The sequence below is a fragment of the Paenibacillus sp. JDR-2 genome (genome assembly GCF_000023585.1).
Taxonomy (GTDB): Bacteria; Bacillota; Bacilli; order Paenibacillales; family Paenibacillaceae; genus Pristimantibacillus.
This window is the reverse complement of record NC_012914.1, coordinates 5,582,845-5,599,214: the sequence shown is the minus strand read 5'-3', so window position 1 is coordinate 5,599,214 and position 16,370 is coordinate 5,582,845. Positions and strand designations below refer to the sequence as shown.

17 protein-coding genes are annotated in these 16,370 nt (G+C 52.0%); 14 read left to right on the top strand and 3 right to left on the bottom strand.

Annotated features, from left to right (window positions below):
- Positions 1 to 9 precede the first annotated feature (9 nt).
- The 3 genes from cyoE to PJDR2_RS24500 are packed head-to-tail and all read left to right on the top strand — an operon-like array spanning position 10 to position 2,509.
- Positions 10 to 885 carry a heme o synthase gene (gene cyoE, locus PJDR2_RS24510; RefSeq protein ID WP_265525210.1) on the top strand — a complete coding sequence of 292 codons (876 nt, stop codon included), beginning with the start codon at positions 10 to 12 and terminating at the stop codon, positions 883 to 885.
- 52 nt (positions 886 to 937) lie between these two features.
- Positions 938 to 1,567 (top strand): SCO family protein, encoded by a 630-nt coding sequence (locus PJDR2_RS24505; RefSeq protein ID WP_015846426.1) that lies wholly within the window; start codon positions 938 to 940, stop codon positions 1,565 to 1,567.
- Between the two features lie 3 nt (positions 1,568 to 1,570).
- Positions 1,571 to 2,509, top strand: coding sequence for an AEC family transporter (locus tag PJDR2_RS24500; RefSeq protein WP_015846425.1), 939 nt, complete (start codon positions 1,571 to 1,573; stop codon positions 2,507 to 2,509).
- Here the strand turns inward: PJDR2_RS24500 and PJDR2_RS24495 are convergent.
- The 3 genes from PJDR2_RS24495 to PJDR2_RS24490 form a co-directional block, all read right to left on the bottom strand.
- Positions 2,487 to 2,840: a toprim domain-containing protein gene (locus PJDR2_RS24495; protein WP_041613611.1), complete on the bottom strand. Its 354-nt coding sequence runs from the start codon at positions 2,838 to 2,840 to the stop codon at positions 2,487 to 2,489. The two genes, PJDR2_RS24500 and PJDR2_RS24495, sit on opposite strands and share 23 nt — an antisense overlap.
- 143 nt (positions 2,841 to 2,983) lie before the next feature.
- Positions 2,984 to 3,115, bottom strand: a complete 132-nt coding sequence (locus tag PJDR2_RS32975) for a hypothetical protein (protein WP_015846423.1) — start codon at positions 3,113 to 3,115, stop codon at positions 2,984 to 2,986.
- 129 nt (positions 3,116 to 3,244) lie between these two features.
- Complete coding sequence (locus PJDR2_RS24490) at positions 3,245 to 4,405, bottom strand: MFS transporter (protein ID WP_015846422.1); 1,161 nt, start codon at positions 4,403 to 4,405, stop codon at positions 3,245 to 3,247.
- 238 nt (positions 4,406 to 4,643) lie between these two features.
- On the opposite strand from PJDR2_RS24490, the gene PJDR2_RS24485 reads away from it, so the two are divergent.
- The 11 genes from PJDR2_RS24485 to PJDR2_RS24435 all read left to right on the top strand — a co-directional run bounded on the left by PJDR2_RS24485 (position 4,644) and on the right by PJDR2_RS24435 (position 16,312).
- Positions 4,644 to 5,102 carry a hypothetical protein gene (locus PJDR2_RS24485; RefSeq protein WP_015846421.1) on the top strand — a complete coding sequence of 153 codons (459 nt, stop codon included), beginning with the start codon at positions 4,644 to 4,646 and terminating at the stop codon, positions 5,100 to 5,102.
- Between the two features lie 49 nt (positions 5,103 to 5,151).
- Positions 5,152 to 6,312 (top strand): transglutaminase domain-containing protein, encoded by a 1,161-nt coding sequence (locus tag PJDR2_RS24480; protein WP_265525077.1) that lies wholly within the window; start codon positions 5,152 to 5,154, stop codon positions 6,310 to 6,312.
- A 26-nt stretch (positions 6,313 to 6,338) separates the two neighbouring features.
- On the top strand, positions 6,339 to 8,402 hold the full coding sequence (locus tag PJDR2_RS24475) for a peptidoglycan D,D-transpeptidase FtsI family protein (RefSeq protein WP_015846419.1): 2,064 nt from the start codon (positions 6,339 to 6,341) through the stop codon (positions 8,400 to 8,402).
- Between the two features lie 202 nt (positions 8,403 to 8,604).
- On the top strand, positions 8,605 to 9,570 hold the full coding sequence (locus PJDR2_RS24470) for a metal ABC transporter solute-binding protein, Zn/Mn family (RefSeq protein ID WP_015846418.1): 966 nt from the start codon (positions 8,605 to 8,607) through the stop codon (positions 9,568 to 9,570).
- Positions 9,571 to 9,594: 24 nt separating this feature from the next.
- Complete coding sequence (locus tag PJDR2_RS24465; RefSeq protein ID WP_015846417.1) at positions 9,595 to 10,407, top strand: metal ABC transporter ATP-binding protein; 813 nt, start codon at positions 9,595 to 9,597, stop codon at positions 10,405 to 10,407.
- Positions 10,408 to 10,417: 10 nt separating this feature from the next.
- Positions 10,418 to 11,374: a metal ABC transporter permease gene (locus PJDR2_RS24460; RefSeq protein WP_015846416.1), complete on the top strand. Its 957-nt coding sequence runs from the start codon at positions 10,418 to 10,420 to the stop codon at positions 11,372 to 11,374.
- On the top strand, positions 11,371 to 12,243 hold the full coding sequence (locus PJDR2_RS24455) for a metal ABC transporter permease (protein ID WP_015846415.1): 873 nt from the start codon (positions 11,371 to 11,373) through the stop codon (positions 12,241 to 12,243). The genes PJDR2_RS24460 and PJDR2_RS24455 overlap by 4 nt, the downstream gene beginning before the upstream one ends.
- Before the next feature lie 408 nt (positions 12,244 to 12,651).
- Complete coding sequence (locus PJDR2_RS24450; protein ID WP_015846414.1) at positions 12,652 to 13,404, top strand: Cof-type HAD-IIB family hydrolase; 753 nt, start codon at positions 12,652 to 12,654, stop codon at positions 13,402 to 13,404.
- Positions 13,405 to 13,411: 7 nt separating this feature from the next.
- Complete coding sequence (locus PJDR2_RS24445) at positions 13,412 to 13,897, top strand: DUF456 domain-containing protein (protein ID WP_015846413.1); 486 nt, start codon at positions 13,412 to 13,414, stop codon at positions 13,895 to 13,897.
- 13 nt (positions 13,898 to 13,910) lie between these two features.
- Positions 13,911 to 14,636, top strand: coding sequence for a ThuA domain-containing protein (locus PJDR2_RS24440; protein ID WP_015846412.1), 726 nt, complete (start codon positions 13,911 to 13,913; stop codon positions 14,634 to 14,636).
- Positions 14,637 to 14,674: 38 nt separating this feature from the next.
- Complete coding sequence (locus PJDR2_RS24435; protein ID WP_015846411.1) at positions 14,675 to 16,312, top strand: putative polysaccharide biosynthesis protein; 1,638 nt, start codon at positions 14,675 to 14,677, stop codon at positions 16,310 to 16,312.
- Positions 16,313 to 16,370 lie beyond the last annotated feature (58 nt).

The window sequence follows — 16,370 nt, the reverse complement described above, 5'->3', positions numbered from 1 at the left end:
CTTTGTTGCATAACTCGGGAGGCTCGCTTCGTGTTGAAAGATTTAATTGCATTAACCAAACCACGGCTGCTCCGGCTTAATGTATTTGCCGCAATTGGCGGTTTCTGGGTCGCTTCCAAATGGGATATTGACTGGCTGACATTGCTGTGGGTCGTCATTGGCTCAGCGGTTACGATAGGCTCGGCTTGCGTCATTAATAACTATTGGGATCGAGAACTTGATCAGAAGATGGAGCGCACGAAAGACCGCGCATTGCCTACTGGCCGTCTGCAGCCTGGCTTTGTGCTGGGATACGGCATCGTTCTTGGCATAATCGGCCTTGCGATATTGTTTGTTCTGGTAAATCCGGTTACGGGCTGGCTTGGTTTTCTGGGCTGGTTTGTTTATATCTTCATCTATACAATCTGGTTAAAACGCACGTCTACCTGGAGCACGTCGATCGGCGGTATTTCCGGGGCAATGCCTCCGGTGCTTGGCTATTGCGCGGTGACGAACGAAGTGGATATGGGAGCATGGCTTCTGTTTGCTTTCTTGTTCCTGTGGCAGCCGGCGCATTTCTGGTCGCTTGCGATTCGCCGGGTCGAGGAATACCGCACAGCCGGTTTTCCGCTGCTTCCGGTTGTGAAAGGGATTAAACGGACGAAGCTGCAAATGATTCCGTATGTTGTCCTTCTGATTCCAACCTGCGTACTGCTATATACCTACGGATATACGGGCATCGTGTTCCTGATCCTGTCTGTGATCGCCGGGGTTGTTTGGGCTGTTCATACGCTTCAGGGCATAAAAGCGGAAAATACCGAGAAATGGGCGAAGGTTAACTTCCTTATTTCCGTTAACTATTTAATGGTTGTCTTTATTGTAATGATGGCAAATACCGTGAAGTAATCTGTTCGGCTATTGCTTTGGATCATTCCTTTTAGGGAGGACGAGAACCGAAATGGCATTTCTCAAAAAGCACAGCTTCAAATTCGCTGTACTGGCGCTTTGCTTGGCAATGGGCATTTATTTATTCATTACCAACTACTCGCAGTCGAGCGGCGGCAGTAAAATGCCCGTCCAAATGGCTGCTCCGTCATTTGAATTGAAAGATATTAACGGCAATGAGGTTTCGCTGGATTCCACAAACGGCAAAGCGAGACTGGTCTACTTCTATTGGGCAAGCTGTCCGGATGTATGTCCTCCAACAACGTTTATGATCTCCGAGGCAGAGGACCAACTCCGTGAAGCAGGGCTTCTCGGCACGAAAGCTGAGCTGATCTCGATTACTTTCGATCCGTCCCATGATACGCCCGATGTCATTCGGGACTTCGCAACACGCAACTTTGCGCAGCTGGATGAAGGGGGCTGGGACTTTTTGCGCGGCGATGACGAGGAAGCCTCGATCAAGCTGGCAAGAGATTTTGGCGTCAGCGTGAAGAAGGATGAGGCATCCAAGTCATTCATACATATGAATGTCATCACGCTCGTTGACAAGAAAGGCCAAATACGCAAATGGATTAACGGCAGCGATGAGTCACTTACGCCCGAGAGCTTGGTGTCGGATTTGAAGCAGCTCGCGAAGGAATAAGCGATGGATATATTTTGGCACATATTATGGAGCAATGTCCTGCCGCTCACATTGATGATAGCTGTTGGCTTCACAATGCAGCGGCTTTTTTCTTTGGATATCAAAACCTTGTCGAAGCTGAACTTTTATGTATTTTCTCCATCTGTCATTTTTAATTTGCTGTATACAACGGATATTTCAGCAGCCCTTATCGGTCAGGTCTTATTGTTCGTGATTCTGTTTATGACCCTGCAGGCTTCATGCGTAGAGGCAGCCGTGCGGCTGCGCGGGCTGGAGGGGGGCATGCGCGGCGCCATGCGCAACAGCGTGCTGTTCTACAACAGCGCAAATTACGGGATCCCGCTTAATCAGCTTGCTTTTTCGGCGAACCCTTATACGCTGTCGATTCAGATTATCGTAATGGTTACGCAATCCCTGCTTCCGAATACATACGGCATTTATAGTGTTAATTCGCATAGGATGAGCTTCCGTTCAACGCTTCGGACCATTCTGTCGCAGCCGATTATTTATGTTATACCGATTGCCTTCCTGCTTCACGGCTTTCAGGTACAGCTGCCGCAATCCGTTGAGACGCCTATTACGTATTTATCCAATGCCTTTATCGGGACGGCACTTGTTACGCTTGGCGTTCAGCTTGGCAATATGAAGTGGGAGCTTAACCCGGTTCTGATCAAAAATGTTCTGCTTTCGAACGGATTGCGTCTGATAGGCGGTCCGGCTTTGGCCGCATTGGTCGTTTGGTTTCTAGGATACTTTATGACCATCGACCATATGATGGCTGCAGCGCTTATCGTATCGTCATCCGTGCCAACCTCGCTGAGCAGCGTGCTGCTCGCCGTCGAATTCGATAACGAGCCGGAATTCGCCTCGCAGGCCGTGTTCCTCTCGACCGTGATCAGCATTATCACGGTGGCGGTCGTTATTTTCCTTCTTCATATTTAACGGGGTATTGGATGAATGTCTCCAGACCGGCCTTCTCCAATTGCTCGATGAGATAATCCTCCGGGGTATGCTCTACTCCCGGGTAGCCGCGGCGGGTGTAAATATGCTCGGCGTCAGGGAACAAATCGCGGAGAATGCCGCGGATGCGCTTGCCCGAGGAATCATTGTCGGTGAAGATATAGACGTCCTTGTCCCCAACCTGCTTGCGCAGCTTCTCCAGTTGGACGGTACCTGGCGTACCAAAGGTGCAGAAGATGGGGACGGATTCATCAAGTACGCGGCGGATATGGCTTTTGTCGTTTTTGCCTTCTACAATAATGGCGATATCCATAGCAGTCACCAGCCTTTTATTCTGTAGCTTCTTACATGTAGTGTAGCGATATTCACGGGCCGCGGGCAAGAAAAAGATTCCTAATGGAAAAAGGGACGGAGCCACTAGAGCTCCGTCCCTTTTTCATATTCATAAAGAGTTACTTAGTATAATCCGCCGCCGCAAATTGTGCAGACGATGATAACGAGCAGGATGAACAATACGAGGATGGACCCCATATGGTTAAAGCCGCCACCGCGATGATCGTTTACAGGTGAAACATGAATTTCAGACATCTAAGTCACCCCTCTCTAGCAAGCTTCAGCGTCATGTCGACCGGGCAATGTTCCTTCCGGAGCAACTGTCCTTCGCGGCCACCTGACATAGTGCATTATATGCCCGGGTGAGCGAATGGCCTTGTGCATTCACCTAGACTTGGGAAAAATGGGTGTGAGCGTAGTTTTTCTGCGGTGAAACGGCAATACGCAGACACCGATCATTAATCCAAGAAAGGCAAGATAGTATGGGGACAGATTATCCCGCAGTTGGCCGGCAAGCATCGGTCCAAGGAAGGCGCCAACCGAATAGGCAATGGACAGAACCGAGAAGGTGCGTCCGTACTTGGCACCGCCGCTAAGCTCGATAAGCAAGGTAGAGATAGCGGGAAGAACGATGCCCTTGGCCATCCCGACAAATAGCAGAAGCATAAAGAACGGCAGCGGGGTTTGGGCGGCGATTGTAAAGTATACGAGAGCAAGTCCAAGCGCCCCCCACAAAGTCCGGTAATAAGACGAAAGCTTGTTAAGGAAAAGCATGCTGAGCGTAATCAATGCGCCGATGCTGACGACCGAGAACAGAAGGCCTGTCTCCATCATACCCTCCGCGGACGTCGCCATCAGAGGCAGCTCAAACGATAGAATCCCTTGCGCACAGCTCATGGCAATCGGCAGCAGGAACACCAGCCAAGGGATGGGAGTCCCTTCGGCAAGGACAGGCTTCGCGCTGCTTGGCGCCGGCTCAACCTCTACGGCAGGTGCGGCCTTTATATCCCGTATAAAGAACAAGGCGCAGACTGCGGTAATAATGAGCACCCAGCCCAATAAATAAAAAGCGGTCGTGAACCCAATCCTCGCAACCAGATACGCGCCTGCTGCCGGCGAGACAACCGTAGCCAGCGTATGCACCAACCCGTTGCCGGCCATAAACTTGCCTTGCTTGGTCACGTCGCTCGAGATTCGGGCAAGCAGCGCAAGACAGGCGGGAGACAGGAAGGCTAGTACAAATCCGCTGATTGAACGGAGCACCAGCAGCTGCCACGGATCGGTTACTTTGGATTGGAACAGCAGGACAACGCCGGCGCCCATCAGGCTGAATACGATAAACAGTCTGCTTCCGTACCGGTCAACCCCGTATCCGGCCATAATATTGCCCGGCAAGTGGGTGATGGAGTACATGCCCATCATCAGCCCGATGAAGGAGGGTGCCGCGCCAAGGGAGATGGCGAAGGGCGTAAGGATCGGGTACTGCGCATGCAGATCAAAGAAAGCGACGAATAGAAATAGATAAAGCCAGATTGCGGTTTTCAACGGCTGCGTTCCTCCTTGCATATCCTCTTAATTTACTTGTACGTTAAAGATGGACAGGATATGTCTTCCGGTGAAGATATGCTTCCTTACGTTTACGGCATATTCTGGGTGGGTTATAATGTTTGATAATAGGACATTGCACGAGTTATAATAGGGCTAATGCTTACGAAGTAAGAATTACCACAGTAAGCAAAATCCCGCCTACTTGCGTGATAATTCTTTTTAGGGGGATTGTTTGTTGAAAAATTACTTTGATTTTTCCGGCTACGATTGGAATGCATGGAGCACTTTCCTGCAGGATCATTGGCTGGTGCTGGTCGTTGCGCTTGTTGTACTGCTCTTTATCATCCGAGTCGTAAAGACATTCGTGAAATGGGCACTGGTGCTCGTCATTGTTGTCGGTATTGTCGCTTACAGCGGATACACGCTGGATGACGTGAAGTCGATTGGCACGCAGGCGATTGACAGCCTGAAGCAGGAAGCTGTGTCGGCCATGGCGGGAGAAGTGGATAAAGCAACGTTTACCTCGAATTCCGACGGAACCTTCACTGTGAAGACGGAGAATCTGGAAATGACAGGTGTTCCCGGCTCCGGTGAAGTGAACGTAAAATTCCGCGGCAAATCGGTTGGTACGATGAAAATAGATTCAACCATTCAGGCGCTTATCGATCAAGCGAAGGCTAATGGTAAAGTATAGATAGAGAACTGGAACAACAACGTAATGCAGGTAGAGGCAAGGAGGGGTAATGATGATGGAATGGATTCGCGCTGGGACGGTATGGGAGCCGGTCTCGCTTATCGTTCTTCTCCTTCTGCTTGTTTCGCTGCTGCAAGGAATGAGAAGAGGCGCGTCGGGTTCAGCGAGGCGCCTTTTCTTTTTTGTATGGGACGGTATTCTGTTAATCGTTTGTCTTGTGCTTGCCGGGAAAATTGCGGGCAGCTTGTCCCCATTGGCAGCGGATTGGCTGAGCGGGCATGTAAACGTGCCGCAGAAGGAAATGGGTGCAACCTCCCAGGCTTGGTATACGTTTATAACAAGCCTGCGCGATTTTGCCCTGCTCCGGTACGGCATCCTGTTTTTGCTCTCGTATTTGCTGCTTCGGCTGGCTGCTTCCTTTCTTGCGCCTCTGGTGGAAACGCTGTTTGCCAGCAGACAGCAACGCGGCAGACATGAGAGCATGGAGCGTCTTCCGGGAGGAGGGGCGGCAAGCCGCGCAGCCGGAGCGGTTTTCGGCACGGTTCATGGTGCCGGACGGGCATTTGTATTTGTAGCCGCTTTGTTCATTTATGTCTCGCTGGCGCCAAACGGCCTCTGGTCCGGATTGATTCAGCAATCTCCGTTATACATGAAGGCATCGGATGTTCTTGAACCGGTTGCCGGAGATATGCTGGCCGGACGTGGCCCCGTTCTGGCTGAAGCCGTGCAGGAAGAGTTCCAGAATGTGCTGCAGCGCAAATACGAGATTATCGATTACAATATCCCGTCGGATATTGAGCAGGCAGCCCTGCAGGTTACGAAGGACAAGAATAGCGAAGAAGACAAGGCAAGGGCTTTGTATGACTGGTTAGGCAGCCGGATCGCCTATGACTGGGACAAGGCTGATAATTATGTAGACAACGGAGTATGGAAGGAACAGAACCCGGAAGAGACGTTTGCTACCCGAAAAGGCGTATGTATCGACGTTGCTAGGCTGTACGCCGTAATGGCGCGCGCCTCAGGTCTGGATGTGAAGGTCGTTACCGGCACAGGACTTGACGGGCGCGGAGGCTCCGGGCCGCATGCCTGGAACGAAGTGAAGGTAGGCGGAGACGGCGGTACCTGGATTCCGCTCGATGCGACATGGGCATCCTCCGGCGATTGGTTCAACCCGGTTGATTTCGACAAGACTCATATCCGGGCAGTATAAGTTAGATTGGACAAGAGGTGAACAGGTTGCATGATGATCCGCAGAAACGGGAAATAACGAATCGTCGTCATTTTTCGTTTCGTTTGAACTTTTTCTTCTTTATCGTATTTGGACTATTTAGCGTTCTTATTATTCAGCTTGCTATCTTGCAGTTTGTCGAAGGTCCGAAGCTGAGCGCGCAAGGCAGCCAGAAGAGCACCAGAAGCGTCAAGATCGCGCCGATCCGCGGCAATATTTACGATTCGTCAGGCAATGCGATTGCTTATTCGACATCAACGCAATCGCTCTATTTTACGATCTCGCCCGATTTCAAAGACGGGGATGCGGAAGCGATTGCCGCAAAGCTGGCTGAGATATTTAAAGAAAAAGGCGATAAAGCTCCTGAAAAACAAATGACGGTTGAGGATATTATCCGTCAGATGGACTTGGATTTCCGCCGGAACACGATTTCTACTCCTCGGCGGATAAAAACCGGCTTAACGGAGCAGGAAATTGCCTACTTTAGCGAGCACAAGTCGGAATTCAAAGGGATCGATATCGTCGAGGAAAGCGTGCGTAATTATACGAATGATACGGTAGCCGTGCAATTGGTCGGCTATTTAAAGAAATTCAAAGGTGTACGCGAATCGCTTGATTTCTACAAGGATAAAGGAAATGAAGACGATCCGCAGCTTCAATATCTGGATGACGAGGACGTTGGTTTTGACGGACTTGAATATATGTACCAGGATATTTTGCGCGGCAAAAACGGCCTGAAGACCTATCCGGTTAACAACGCGGAACGCATTATTGGCCCCGTACAGATTACCAACCCGCAAAAGGGCGATGACTTGTACCTGACCATCAACCGCAACGTGCAATTAACGACGGAGCAGGCGATTGTTGACCAGATCAAAAAAATCAGCACGTCGACAAGTAAAGCGGAGCGTGCCGAATACGCGAAGATCGGCTTTGCTGTCGCGATGGAAGTAAACACCGGTAAAATCGTCTCGATGGCGAGCATGCCGGATTACGACCCGAATATATGGGCGGGCGGCAAGATCAGCAACGAAGATTACAAAAACTTCTCGTCTGTCCTAAACAACGGTACGATCAGAGAGGTGTTCCCTCACTACGAAACCGACAAAGAGCGGAATCAGCATCCGTCGTCCCTGGTTCCGCCGGGCTCGACGATGAAGCCTTTATCCATTCTTATCGGCTTGAATGAAAAGCTGTTTACGACAACAAGCACGTATTTCGATAACGGCGCTTTCTTCTTTGGCGCCAAAGGCCATGAGGTGCGAATCGGTAACGCCTCGAACCATGCTTACGGCTTGCTGGACCCGGCATCGGCGATTGCCCATTCCTCCAACCCGTTTATGGCGAAGATGGTGGGCAACAATCTGTATGAGAAATACGGCAAAAAAGGCGTCGATGTGTGGGATAACTACATGAAGCAATTTGGACTTGGCGTTTTGACCGGCAGCGGTCTGAGAGGCGAATCCAAAGGCACGATCGACTACTATCACGAGCAGCAAACGGCCAGTTCCCAATCCGCATTGGTGCGGGCATCGTTCGGCCAGCAAGCGCGTTATACACCGCTGCAGCTTGTGCAATACGTATCCATGCTCGCGAACCACGGAAAACGGATGAAGCCGCAATTCGTCAACCAGATAAAAGACGCGGACGGCAAAGTGGTTCAGACGTTTAAGCCGGAAGTACTGAACACGGTTGATTTCCCTGAGTCTTACTGGAATGAAATCGAGGATGGCATGTCACGGGTTAACGTTCAAGGCTTTGATGGCGTTACGTACACGTACGAGAGAAAAACAGGTACGGCACAGTCTGACGTAGCCGGCCGCCGTGCGGATAATGCGGTATTTATCGCTTATGCGCCAAGAGAAAATCCGAAGCTGGCCGTAGCGGTTGTTATTCCGGACGGTGAGTTTGGCGGCTGGGGCGCAGCTCCGATTGCCCGGAAAATTTTCGATGCTTACGATTACGAGGTTGGCTTGAACGGTACGCCGGGCAAGCTGAAGGATCAAGCCAATAATACGGCAAACGCGGGTACTGACGGTACAACGGGTACGACCGATACAACTCAACAATAAGAAGCGCTATAAAGCTGTTTCCGAGGATTCGAAAAAGAATCTTCGGGAGCAGCTTTTTTTTTTTGAAACTTTTTAGAGACAAATTTCGTAAGAAATGTTGCATCAGAGAAACATTTTTGAATAGTATAAACAAAGAGGCGTTAAGCTAACTAATGTTCGTCCAGGCAAAACACGTGTAAAAATCAAGGATGGGGGAAAGGATATGCGGTTTTCGAAAAAGCCAAACTCCGCGATTAAGCGGTTTATTATGACCCTTTTATTTTTGGCGGTAAGTGCTTTACTGGTGACGGCCTGCGGTACCGGGGAGAACGACGGACATGCGGGTGATGGCAAGCTGAAGGTAACGGCTACAACCGGGATGATTGCCGACGTGGCTCAGGAAGTAGGCGGCGAGGATGTCGTAGTTACCGGCCTGATGGGTTCGGGCGTTGACCCTCATTTGTATAAGGCGTCTTATGGCGATGTGAAGAAGCTGGACCGGGCGGACATTATTTTTTATAACGGGCTGCATTTGGAAGGGAAAATGGCGGAGATGTTCGAGAAGCTGGAGAAGCGTAAGCCTACGGTTGCGATCTCATCGCGTATACCGGAGTCGGACCTGCGGTCGTTCCCGGGCGGAGGGAGCCAATCGCATGACCCTCATATCTGGTTCAACGTGAAGATGTGGATATCGGCAGCGGAGGTGATCCGTGACTCCCTGATCGAGAAGGATCCGGTTCATGCGGAGGGCTACCAAGCACGGGCAGTGGCCTATATCGGGAAGCTGGAGGAGCTGGACCGCTACGTTACCGAGCAGATCGGAACGATACCGGAGGAGAGAAGAATTCTCGTTACCGCGCATGACGCATTCGGATATTTTGGCGATGAGTATGGACTTGAGGTAACGGGACTGCAGGGGATGAACACGATGTCGGAATACGGTTCGAAGGATGTCAGCTCTCTGCGAGATTTTTTGGTGGAAAATAAGATCAAAGCGGTCTTTATCGAATCCAGCGTGCCAAAGAAAGCGATTGAGTCGGTTATTCAAGGCGCGCGCTCGATGGGACATGAGGTAACGATTGGCGGCGAGCTGTTCTCCGATGCGATGGGGGAAGCAGGTACCGTGGAAGGAACGTATATCGGGATGGTCAGGCATAACGTGTATACCGTTGTTAAGGCGTTGAGATAAACGAAGAGAAAGGGAGTGTTAGTAATGTCAGAAGCAAAGGTACAGTCTGCAGCATCCGTCATGGAGCGGGAGGGTGCTGCACCACCATTAACGATTAGGGGGCTTAGCGCAGCCTATCAGAAAAAGCCGGTATTACGCGGCGTCTCCTTCACCGTGACGGAGGGGGAGCTGATTGGGGTTATCGGCCCTAACGGCGCCGGCAAATCAACGATGATGAAGGCTGCGCTTGGCCTTATTCCCCGCCTTGGAGGAGAGGTGCTCGTATACGGCAAGCCCTATAAACAGCAGCGCAAGTTGGTTGGCTACGTACCGCAGCGTGAATCCGTCGATTGGGATTTCCCGACGAATGCACTGGATGTCGTTATGATGGGGAGATATGGACATTTAGGCTTGTTCGGGCGCCCGGGAGCGAAGGAACGCGCGATTGCTATGGAATGTCTGGCCAAGGTGGGCATGGCTGATTTTGCCTCCCGCCAGATCAGCCAGCTGTCCGGCGGGCAGCAGCAGCGTGTATTTCTCGCCCGTGCATTAGCTCAGGATGCCAGCCTGTACTTTATGGATGAACCGTTCGCCGGTGTTGATGCCGCTACGGAGAAGGCTATTATTACGCTGCTTCAGGAGCTGAAGCAGCAAGGGAAGACCGTTATTGTCGTCCATCATGACCTTGCTACGGTGGAGGAATATTTTGATTCCGTACTGCTGTTGAACGTAGAGCTGGTTGCCTACGGCAAGACAAAAGAGGTATTTAATCAGCAGTTGCTGCAACGCACGTATGGCGGCCGGCTCGCCTTCCTTGACCGGAACAGCCTGGCGAAGACGGATAGCGCGGAAGGGTGAGTGAACGGATATGAATACGTTGTGGACGCTTTTACAGGATCCGAACATGCAGTGGATTCTGCTCAGCTGCACGCTTCTTGGGCTGAGCAGCGGCATTATCGGCTGCTTCTCCTACCTGCGGAAGCAAAGCCTGATGGGCGATACGCTCGCGCATGCCGCCTTGCCAGGTATCTGTATTGCTTTTATGCTGACCGGTACCAAGTCTATTCTGTACTTCCTGATTGGAGCGGGTCTCGCCGGTGTGGCAGCAACCTTTGGGATCGGCTGGATTACGCGGCATTCACGCGTTAAGCATGATGCGGCGATGGGTATCGTATTGTCCTCTTTCTTTGGTCTTGGTATCGTCTTGTTAACTCTTGTCCAGCATGGTGGCTACGGCAATCAGGCGGGACTGGATAAGTTTTTATTCGGCCAGGCGGCCTCGATGGTGGGCTCGGATGTTCTTACTCTGTCGATCGTCAGTCTGCTGCTGGTTACGATCTGTTACTTTCTGTTCAAGCAGTTCAAGCTGGTATCCTTCGACCCCGGCTTTGCCAAAGGAATCGGCTATCCGGTTGCGCTGCTCGAACAGCTGCTTATGTTCCTTATGGTTGTGGCGGTAGTCGTAGGGATTCAGGCGGTTGGGGTAATCCTGGTTGCCTCCTTGATCATCACCCCGGCGGTATCCGCAAGGTACTGGACGGACCGGCTTGGCGTCATGGTGGTTGTATCCGGCCTGTTCGGCGCAATTAGCGGGGCATCGGGAGCGATTGTCAGCTCTACCGGAGACAGCCTTCCGACCGGTCCGCTTACGGTGCTGGCCGCAACCCTGCTATTTCTGCTATCGCTGATGTTTGGCACCAAGCGGGGGATTCTTGTCAGGAGAATGGTACAGCAAAGAATGAAGCGGTCGCTTGGCTTTGGCTATGAGGAGCAGGCGGCGACAGCTTCCGTGGATGACCGCTTGAACAAGGAGGCATCGTTATGAGTGACTTCTGGATTTTATTGACCGGGATGCTGGTGGCAAGCTGCAGCGGTATACTGGGCGCCTTCCTTGTTCTGCGCAAAATGGCCATGATCGGCGACGCAATCAGCCATTCCGTCATGCCGGGGATCGTTATCGCGTTCCTGCTCAGCGGCTCCCGGGATTCGCTTCTAATGATGGTTGCCGCTATGGCCTGCGGTCTGTTCGCCGTCTTCCTTATTCAGCTTTTTCAGAATAAAGGGGTGCAGGCAGACGCTTCGATTGGAGTCGTTTTTACCGCCCTGTTCGCGATAGGCGTCCTCCTGGTCAGCCTGTTTGCGAGACAGGTTCATCTGGACCAGGATGCTATTCTGTACGGCGAAATCGCTTATGTGCACTGGAACACCTGGGTCGTAAACGGTGTAGACCTTGGGCCAAAAGCGGTGTGGCTGCTTGGCGTAACGCTGATCATCATAGTGACGGTAATCAGCTTGTTCTACAAGCAGTTCAAGCTTTGCTCCTTCGACCCCGCGCTGGCTGCCGCCTGCGGCATTCCGGTAGCGCTGTTCCATTACCTCTTGATGGGGATGGTATCGATGGCAACCGTCAGCTCCTTCGAAAGCGTAGGCGCCATTCTCGTTGTCGGGATGCTGATCATCCCGGCCGCTACCGCCTATCTGCTGACCGACCGGCTGGGCCGCATGATCATGCTCAGCGTAGGCGTTGGTATCCTAAGCGTCTTTGGCGGTTATATTGCCGCCGTCATGCTTGATGCTTCCATTGCAGGCTGTATCGTATGCGCGGCAGCCGTGTTATTCGTGCTGGCCTTCCTGTTCTCGCCTTCGCATGGCATCGTCGCAAAGAAGCTCCGCCTACGCAAGCTTGCGGCTTAAAAAGTCGAGTTTAGATTCCCTTTCCTCATAAACCGAGGAAGGGGATTTTTTTTCGGGCTCGGCGGCGGTATGGAGCTGGCCGAATAAGACGGGAAAACCGTGTTACAGCGGGGCTGGCGGAGGGATTGGACACGAAACCAGTCAAATAAGACGGAAAAACCGTGTTGCAGCGCGGTCGGGAGTGAGATGGAGTACGAAACCAGCCGAATAAGACGGAAAAACCGTGTTACAACAGGTCTACGTCGGGGGGGAGAACGAATTTGGCTAAAAACTTCCTTAGGACTATTCAATTAGTTGAACCCTTCGCGCATGTCCCAACGTTTAGAACAATATCTATAGCTTCGTTTGGAATCTCCTTAATCTGTGCTAAAATATTGCATAGTAGAAACAGGCAGGAGGATACCGAGCATGGGGAATTACAAGTTAGTAGCACTCGACATGGATGGCACGCTGCTGAATGACCAGAGCGAGATCAGCGAGGAGAACGCGGAATGGATTCAGCGGGCGCTGGATGCCGGCATTACCGTCAGCTTTTCCACGGGCCGGGGCTTCCGCGGGGCGCTTCCGTTTGCGGAGCAGCTGAAGCTGGAGACTCCGATGATTACGGCCAATGGCAGCGAGATTTGGCAAAGGCCGCATGTACTGCATAAGCGTACATTGCTAAGCCCGGTCTACGTCAAGCAGCTGCATGAGCTGGCGTTGAAGCATGAGGGAACCTGGTTCTGGGCCTACTCGACAACGGGCATTTACAACCTGGAGAAGTGGATTGATCCGTCTACGACGTATGAAGACCATCATTGGCTGAAGTTTGGTTATTACACGGAGGATGATGTTATCCGCAATCGCATTCTCGCGGAAATAACCGAATGGGATGCGCTTGAGATTACGAATTCCTCCACTCAGAATCTGGAGCTTAATCCGAAAGGAATCACGAAGGCCAGCGCACTCCGCGAATTATGCACCATGCTTGGCATCGAGATGTCGCAGGTTGTTGCGGCGGGAGACAGCTTGAATGATATTGCGGCGATCCGCGAAGCGGGACTTGGCGTAGCGATGGGCAACGCGCAGCAGGCGGTCAAAGATGCGGCTGATGCGGTGACGCTCACCAACAACGAGAACGGCGTCGCCGAGATCATCAAACAATATGTATTGAAAGGTTGATGCCTAAGTGGATATTTTAGGCTGGTCGCTGGTTGTCATTTTATTCGTAGTCGGAATGGCCGGAGCAATCTGGCCGATTCTGCCGGGAGTTTTTGCGATATACGGCGCTTTCTTCGTATATGGCTTTTTCTTCTCGTTTAAGCCGTTTGGCTGGGTATTCTGGACGGTGCAGACCTTGATCCTCATCGTTCTGGTCATAGCCGACCACGCGGTAAGCGCATGGGGTGTTCACCGGTTTGGGGGTTCAAAGGCCTCTATCATCGGCAGTACGATAGGGCTTATACTAGGTCCATTCGTTATTCCTGCCTTTGGTCTTATTATTGGTCCTTTTGCAGGCGCCGTTATCGGGGAACTTGCGGTGGGCTCCAATATCGAGAAATCGTTTAAGGTAGGCATCGGCTCATTGGTTGGATTATTAACCAGTGTCGTTGTCAAAATCATTCTTCAGGCAGCAATGATCGTATTATTTATTATTTGGTTAATGGCCAACTAAGGAGATGGAGCAAATGGTAAAAGTAACGGTATGGAACGAATTTCTGCATGAGAAAGAGCATGAAGAGGTAAAAGCGGTATATCCAAGCGGCATTCATAACGCGCTTGCCGAGGGTATCCGCTCGGAAGGCATCGAGGTTCAAACCGCAACGCTGGAAGAGCCGGAGCATGGGCTTACGGAAGAAAAGCTTAACAACACCGACGTTCTGATCTGGTGGGGACATATGGGTCATGACCGCGTAGACGATGCGATCGTGGAGCGGGTACATCAACGCGTAATGGACGGCATGGGACTTATCGTGCTTCACTCCGGCCATTTCTCGAAAATTTTCAAGAAGCTCATGGGTACGGGCTGTGACCTGAAATGGCGCGAAGCCGGCGAGAAAGAACGGATCTGGACCGTTAATCCGGCCCATCCGATTGCTGCGGGCATTCCAGAATACGTTACGATCGACCATGAGGAAATGTACGGCGAGCATTTCGATATTCCGGCTCCGGACGAGCTGGTCTTCGTAAGCTGGTTCGAAGGCGGAGAAGTCTTCCGCAGCGGCTGCACCTTCTTCCGCGGCCAAGGCAAGATTTTCTACTTCCGTCCGGGTCATGAGACGCATCCGACTTACTATCATCCGCAGGTGCTGCAAATTATCCAGAACGGCGTGAAGTGGGCAGCGCCATCCCAAGCAGGCAAGCCGGTCCGCGGCAACCATCAGCCGCTGGAGCCAATCAAAGGCGAAGCTTAACTGCATTAGGCAAGTAATTATAGAAAGAGAAGGACAACATGAAAAAAGATTCTCTTATTAAAGGTACGTTAATTCTGGCGGCAGCCGCGCTGATTGCCCGTTTTCTCGGGATTTTTCAGCGGGTTCCGCTTGATCATATCCTTACCGAGAACGGCGGGCTTTATTTTGCGGTCGCAAACAACGTGTATTTGACGCTGCTTGTCGTGGCGACGGGCGGCCTTCCGAGCGCTATCAGCAAGATGGTATCGGAGCGATATGCGCTAGGCCGCGAGCATGAAGCGAAACGGGTCTATCAGGCCGCGCTGCTCTTTGGCGTCATAACCGGCGTCATCCTGACGATTGCCCTTTACATTGCGGCACCGTATTATGCCGTGCATATCGCTAAGACGCCCGGTGCGGAGGTAGCGATCCGCGCGGTTGCGCCAACGCTGCTTATTTTCCCGATTATCGCGATGATGCGGGGTTATTTCCAAGGCCGTCAGTTTATGATGGCGGGCGGCATGTCGCAGATCGTGGAGCAAATCCTGCGCGTTATCGTAGGCGTAGCGCTTGCTTATTATGTCGTCTCGATTGACTGGGGCGAAAAATGGGGCGCGGCCGCTGCGTCGTTCGGCAACGTGATTGGCGGCGTAGGCGCTTTGCTTGTCATGCTGTATTATGCGGCAAAGCTGCGCCGGGGCGACCTCGTAGACCGGCCGTCGGTGGATATCGAAGCGGTCAAGGCGGCTGCCAAGATTCCTTTCCGGTCCATTTACCGCGAAATTTTCACGATGTCCATTCCGATTGTTATTACGGCGATGACCGTGCAGATTATTTATACGTTTGATTCGTCCTTATTCGTCCGTCTAACGGAATCGTATTACGGCTATCATGACGCGCTGCTGGTATTGAGAGATCTCAGCTTCAAGGCGCAGACGGTTGCGGGCATTCCGCCGATTCTGGCCATTGCGCTCAGCACGTCGATTATTCCGGTAATCTCGTCGGCTTATTCCTTACGGAATATGGCCGAGGTGGAGCGCCAGACCTCCCTCGTTATGCGAATTGTCTTGTTCACCGGCGTGCCGGCAGCATTAACGCTTGCCGCAGCATCGTATTCGGTTACGGGACTTATCTTCACGGGACCAAGAGGTTACGGCATCGTTGCTGCCTTGACGGCGGGAACAATCTTCCAGATTACAATGATGACAAGCAACTCGATTTTGTTCGGGCTCGGGAAAGCCCGTATCCCGATGATGAATACTTTTGTGGGAATCGGGCTGAAAATCCTGTGCAGCTACGCGCTTGCGCCGATTTATGGCGTTTACGGCGTTATTATGGCGACGAGTGTCTGCTTTGTCGTCATGACATGGATGAACATCGAGGCGATCCGCAGGGAAGTGAAGTTCACGGTGCTTGGCAGCCGCTGGCCTTCTTACCTGGTGACCATCGTTGTGTCCGTTGCGGCAGGCTGGGGAACCGAGATGGGAATCCGCCATCTGCTTGGCAGTTGGCCGGACAAGCTGACGTATCTGGTCTCCGCGGTCGCGGCCGGCGCCGTGATCGGAGTCCTATACTTGTTCCTGCTTGTGCTGCTCCGCGTCGTAACAATGGAGGATGCGAAGTCCTTTCCGGGGCCGCTGCGTAAGCTGTTTGTCCTGCTTCTAAAGGTGCTTGGCCGTACGCAAACGCAGAAATAACGACATCAAATTAAGATTTCCATACATTTACAATCTCCCTGAACATCAGGTACAATAG

Excerpts from the sequence above, each read along its gene's own strand:
- PJDR2_RS24480 (WP_265525077.1), top strand. The coding sequence starts at position 5,152 with ATGATGATGGAATGGATTCGCGCTGGGACGGTATGGGAGCCGGTCTCG.
- PJDR2_RS24465 (WP_015846417.1), top strand. The coding sequence starts at position 9,595 with ATGTCAGAAGCAAAGGTACAGTCTGCAGCATCCGTCATGGAGCGGGAG.
- PJDR2_RS24455 (WP_015846415.1), top strand. The coding sequence starts at position 11,371 with ATGAGTGACTTCTGGATTTTATTGACCGGGATGCTGGTGGCAAGCTGC.
- PJDR2_RS24450 (WP_015846414.1), top strand. The coding sequence starts at position 12,652 with ATGGGGAATTACAAGTTAGTAGCACTCGACATGGATGGCACGCTGCTG.
- PJDR2_RS24435 (WP_015846411.1), top strand. The coding sequence starts at position 14,675 with ATGAAAAAAGATTCTCTTATTAAAGGTACGTTAATTCTGGCGGCAGCC.
- PJDR2_RS24460 (WP_015846416.1), top strand. The coding sequence starts at position 10,418 with ATGAATACGTTGTGGACGCTTTTACAGGATCCGAACATGCAGTGGATT.
- PJDR2_RS24495 (WP_041613611.1), bottom strand. The coding sequence starts at position 2,840 with ATGGATATCGCCATTATTGTAGAAGGCAAAAACGACAAAAGCCATATC.
- PJDR2_RS24470 (WP_015846418.1), top strand. The coding sequence starts at position 8,605 with ATGCGGTTTTCGAAAAAGCCAAACTCCGCGATTAAGCGGTTTATTATG.
- PJDR2_RS32975 (WP_015846423.1), bottom strand. The coding sequence starts at position 3,115 with ATGTCTGAAATTCATGTTTCACCTGTAAACGATCATCGCGGTGGCGGC.
- PJDR2_RS24440 (WP_015846412.1), top strand. The coding sequence starts at position 13,911 with ATGGTAAAAGTAACGGTATGGAACGAATTTCTGCATGAGAAAGAGCAT.
- PJDR2_RS24500 (WP_015846425.1), top strand. The coding sequence starts at position 1,571 with ATGGATATATTTTGGCACATATTATGGAGCAATGTCCTGCCGCTCACA.
- PJDR2_RS24505 (WP_015846426.1), top strand. The coding sequence starts at position 938 with ATGGCATTTCTCAAAAAGCACAGCTTCAAATTCGCTGTACTGGCGCTT.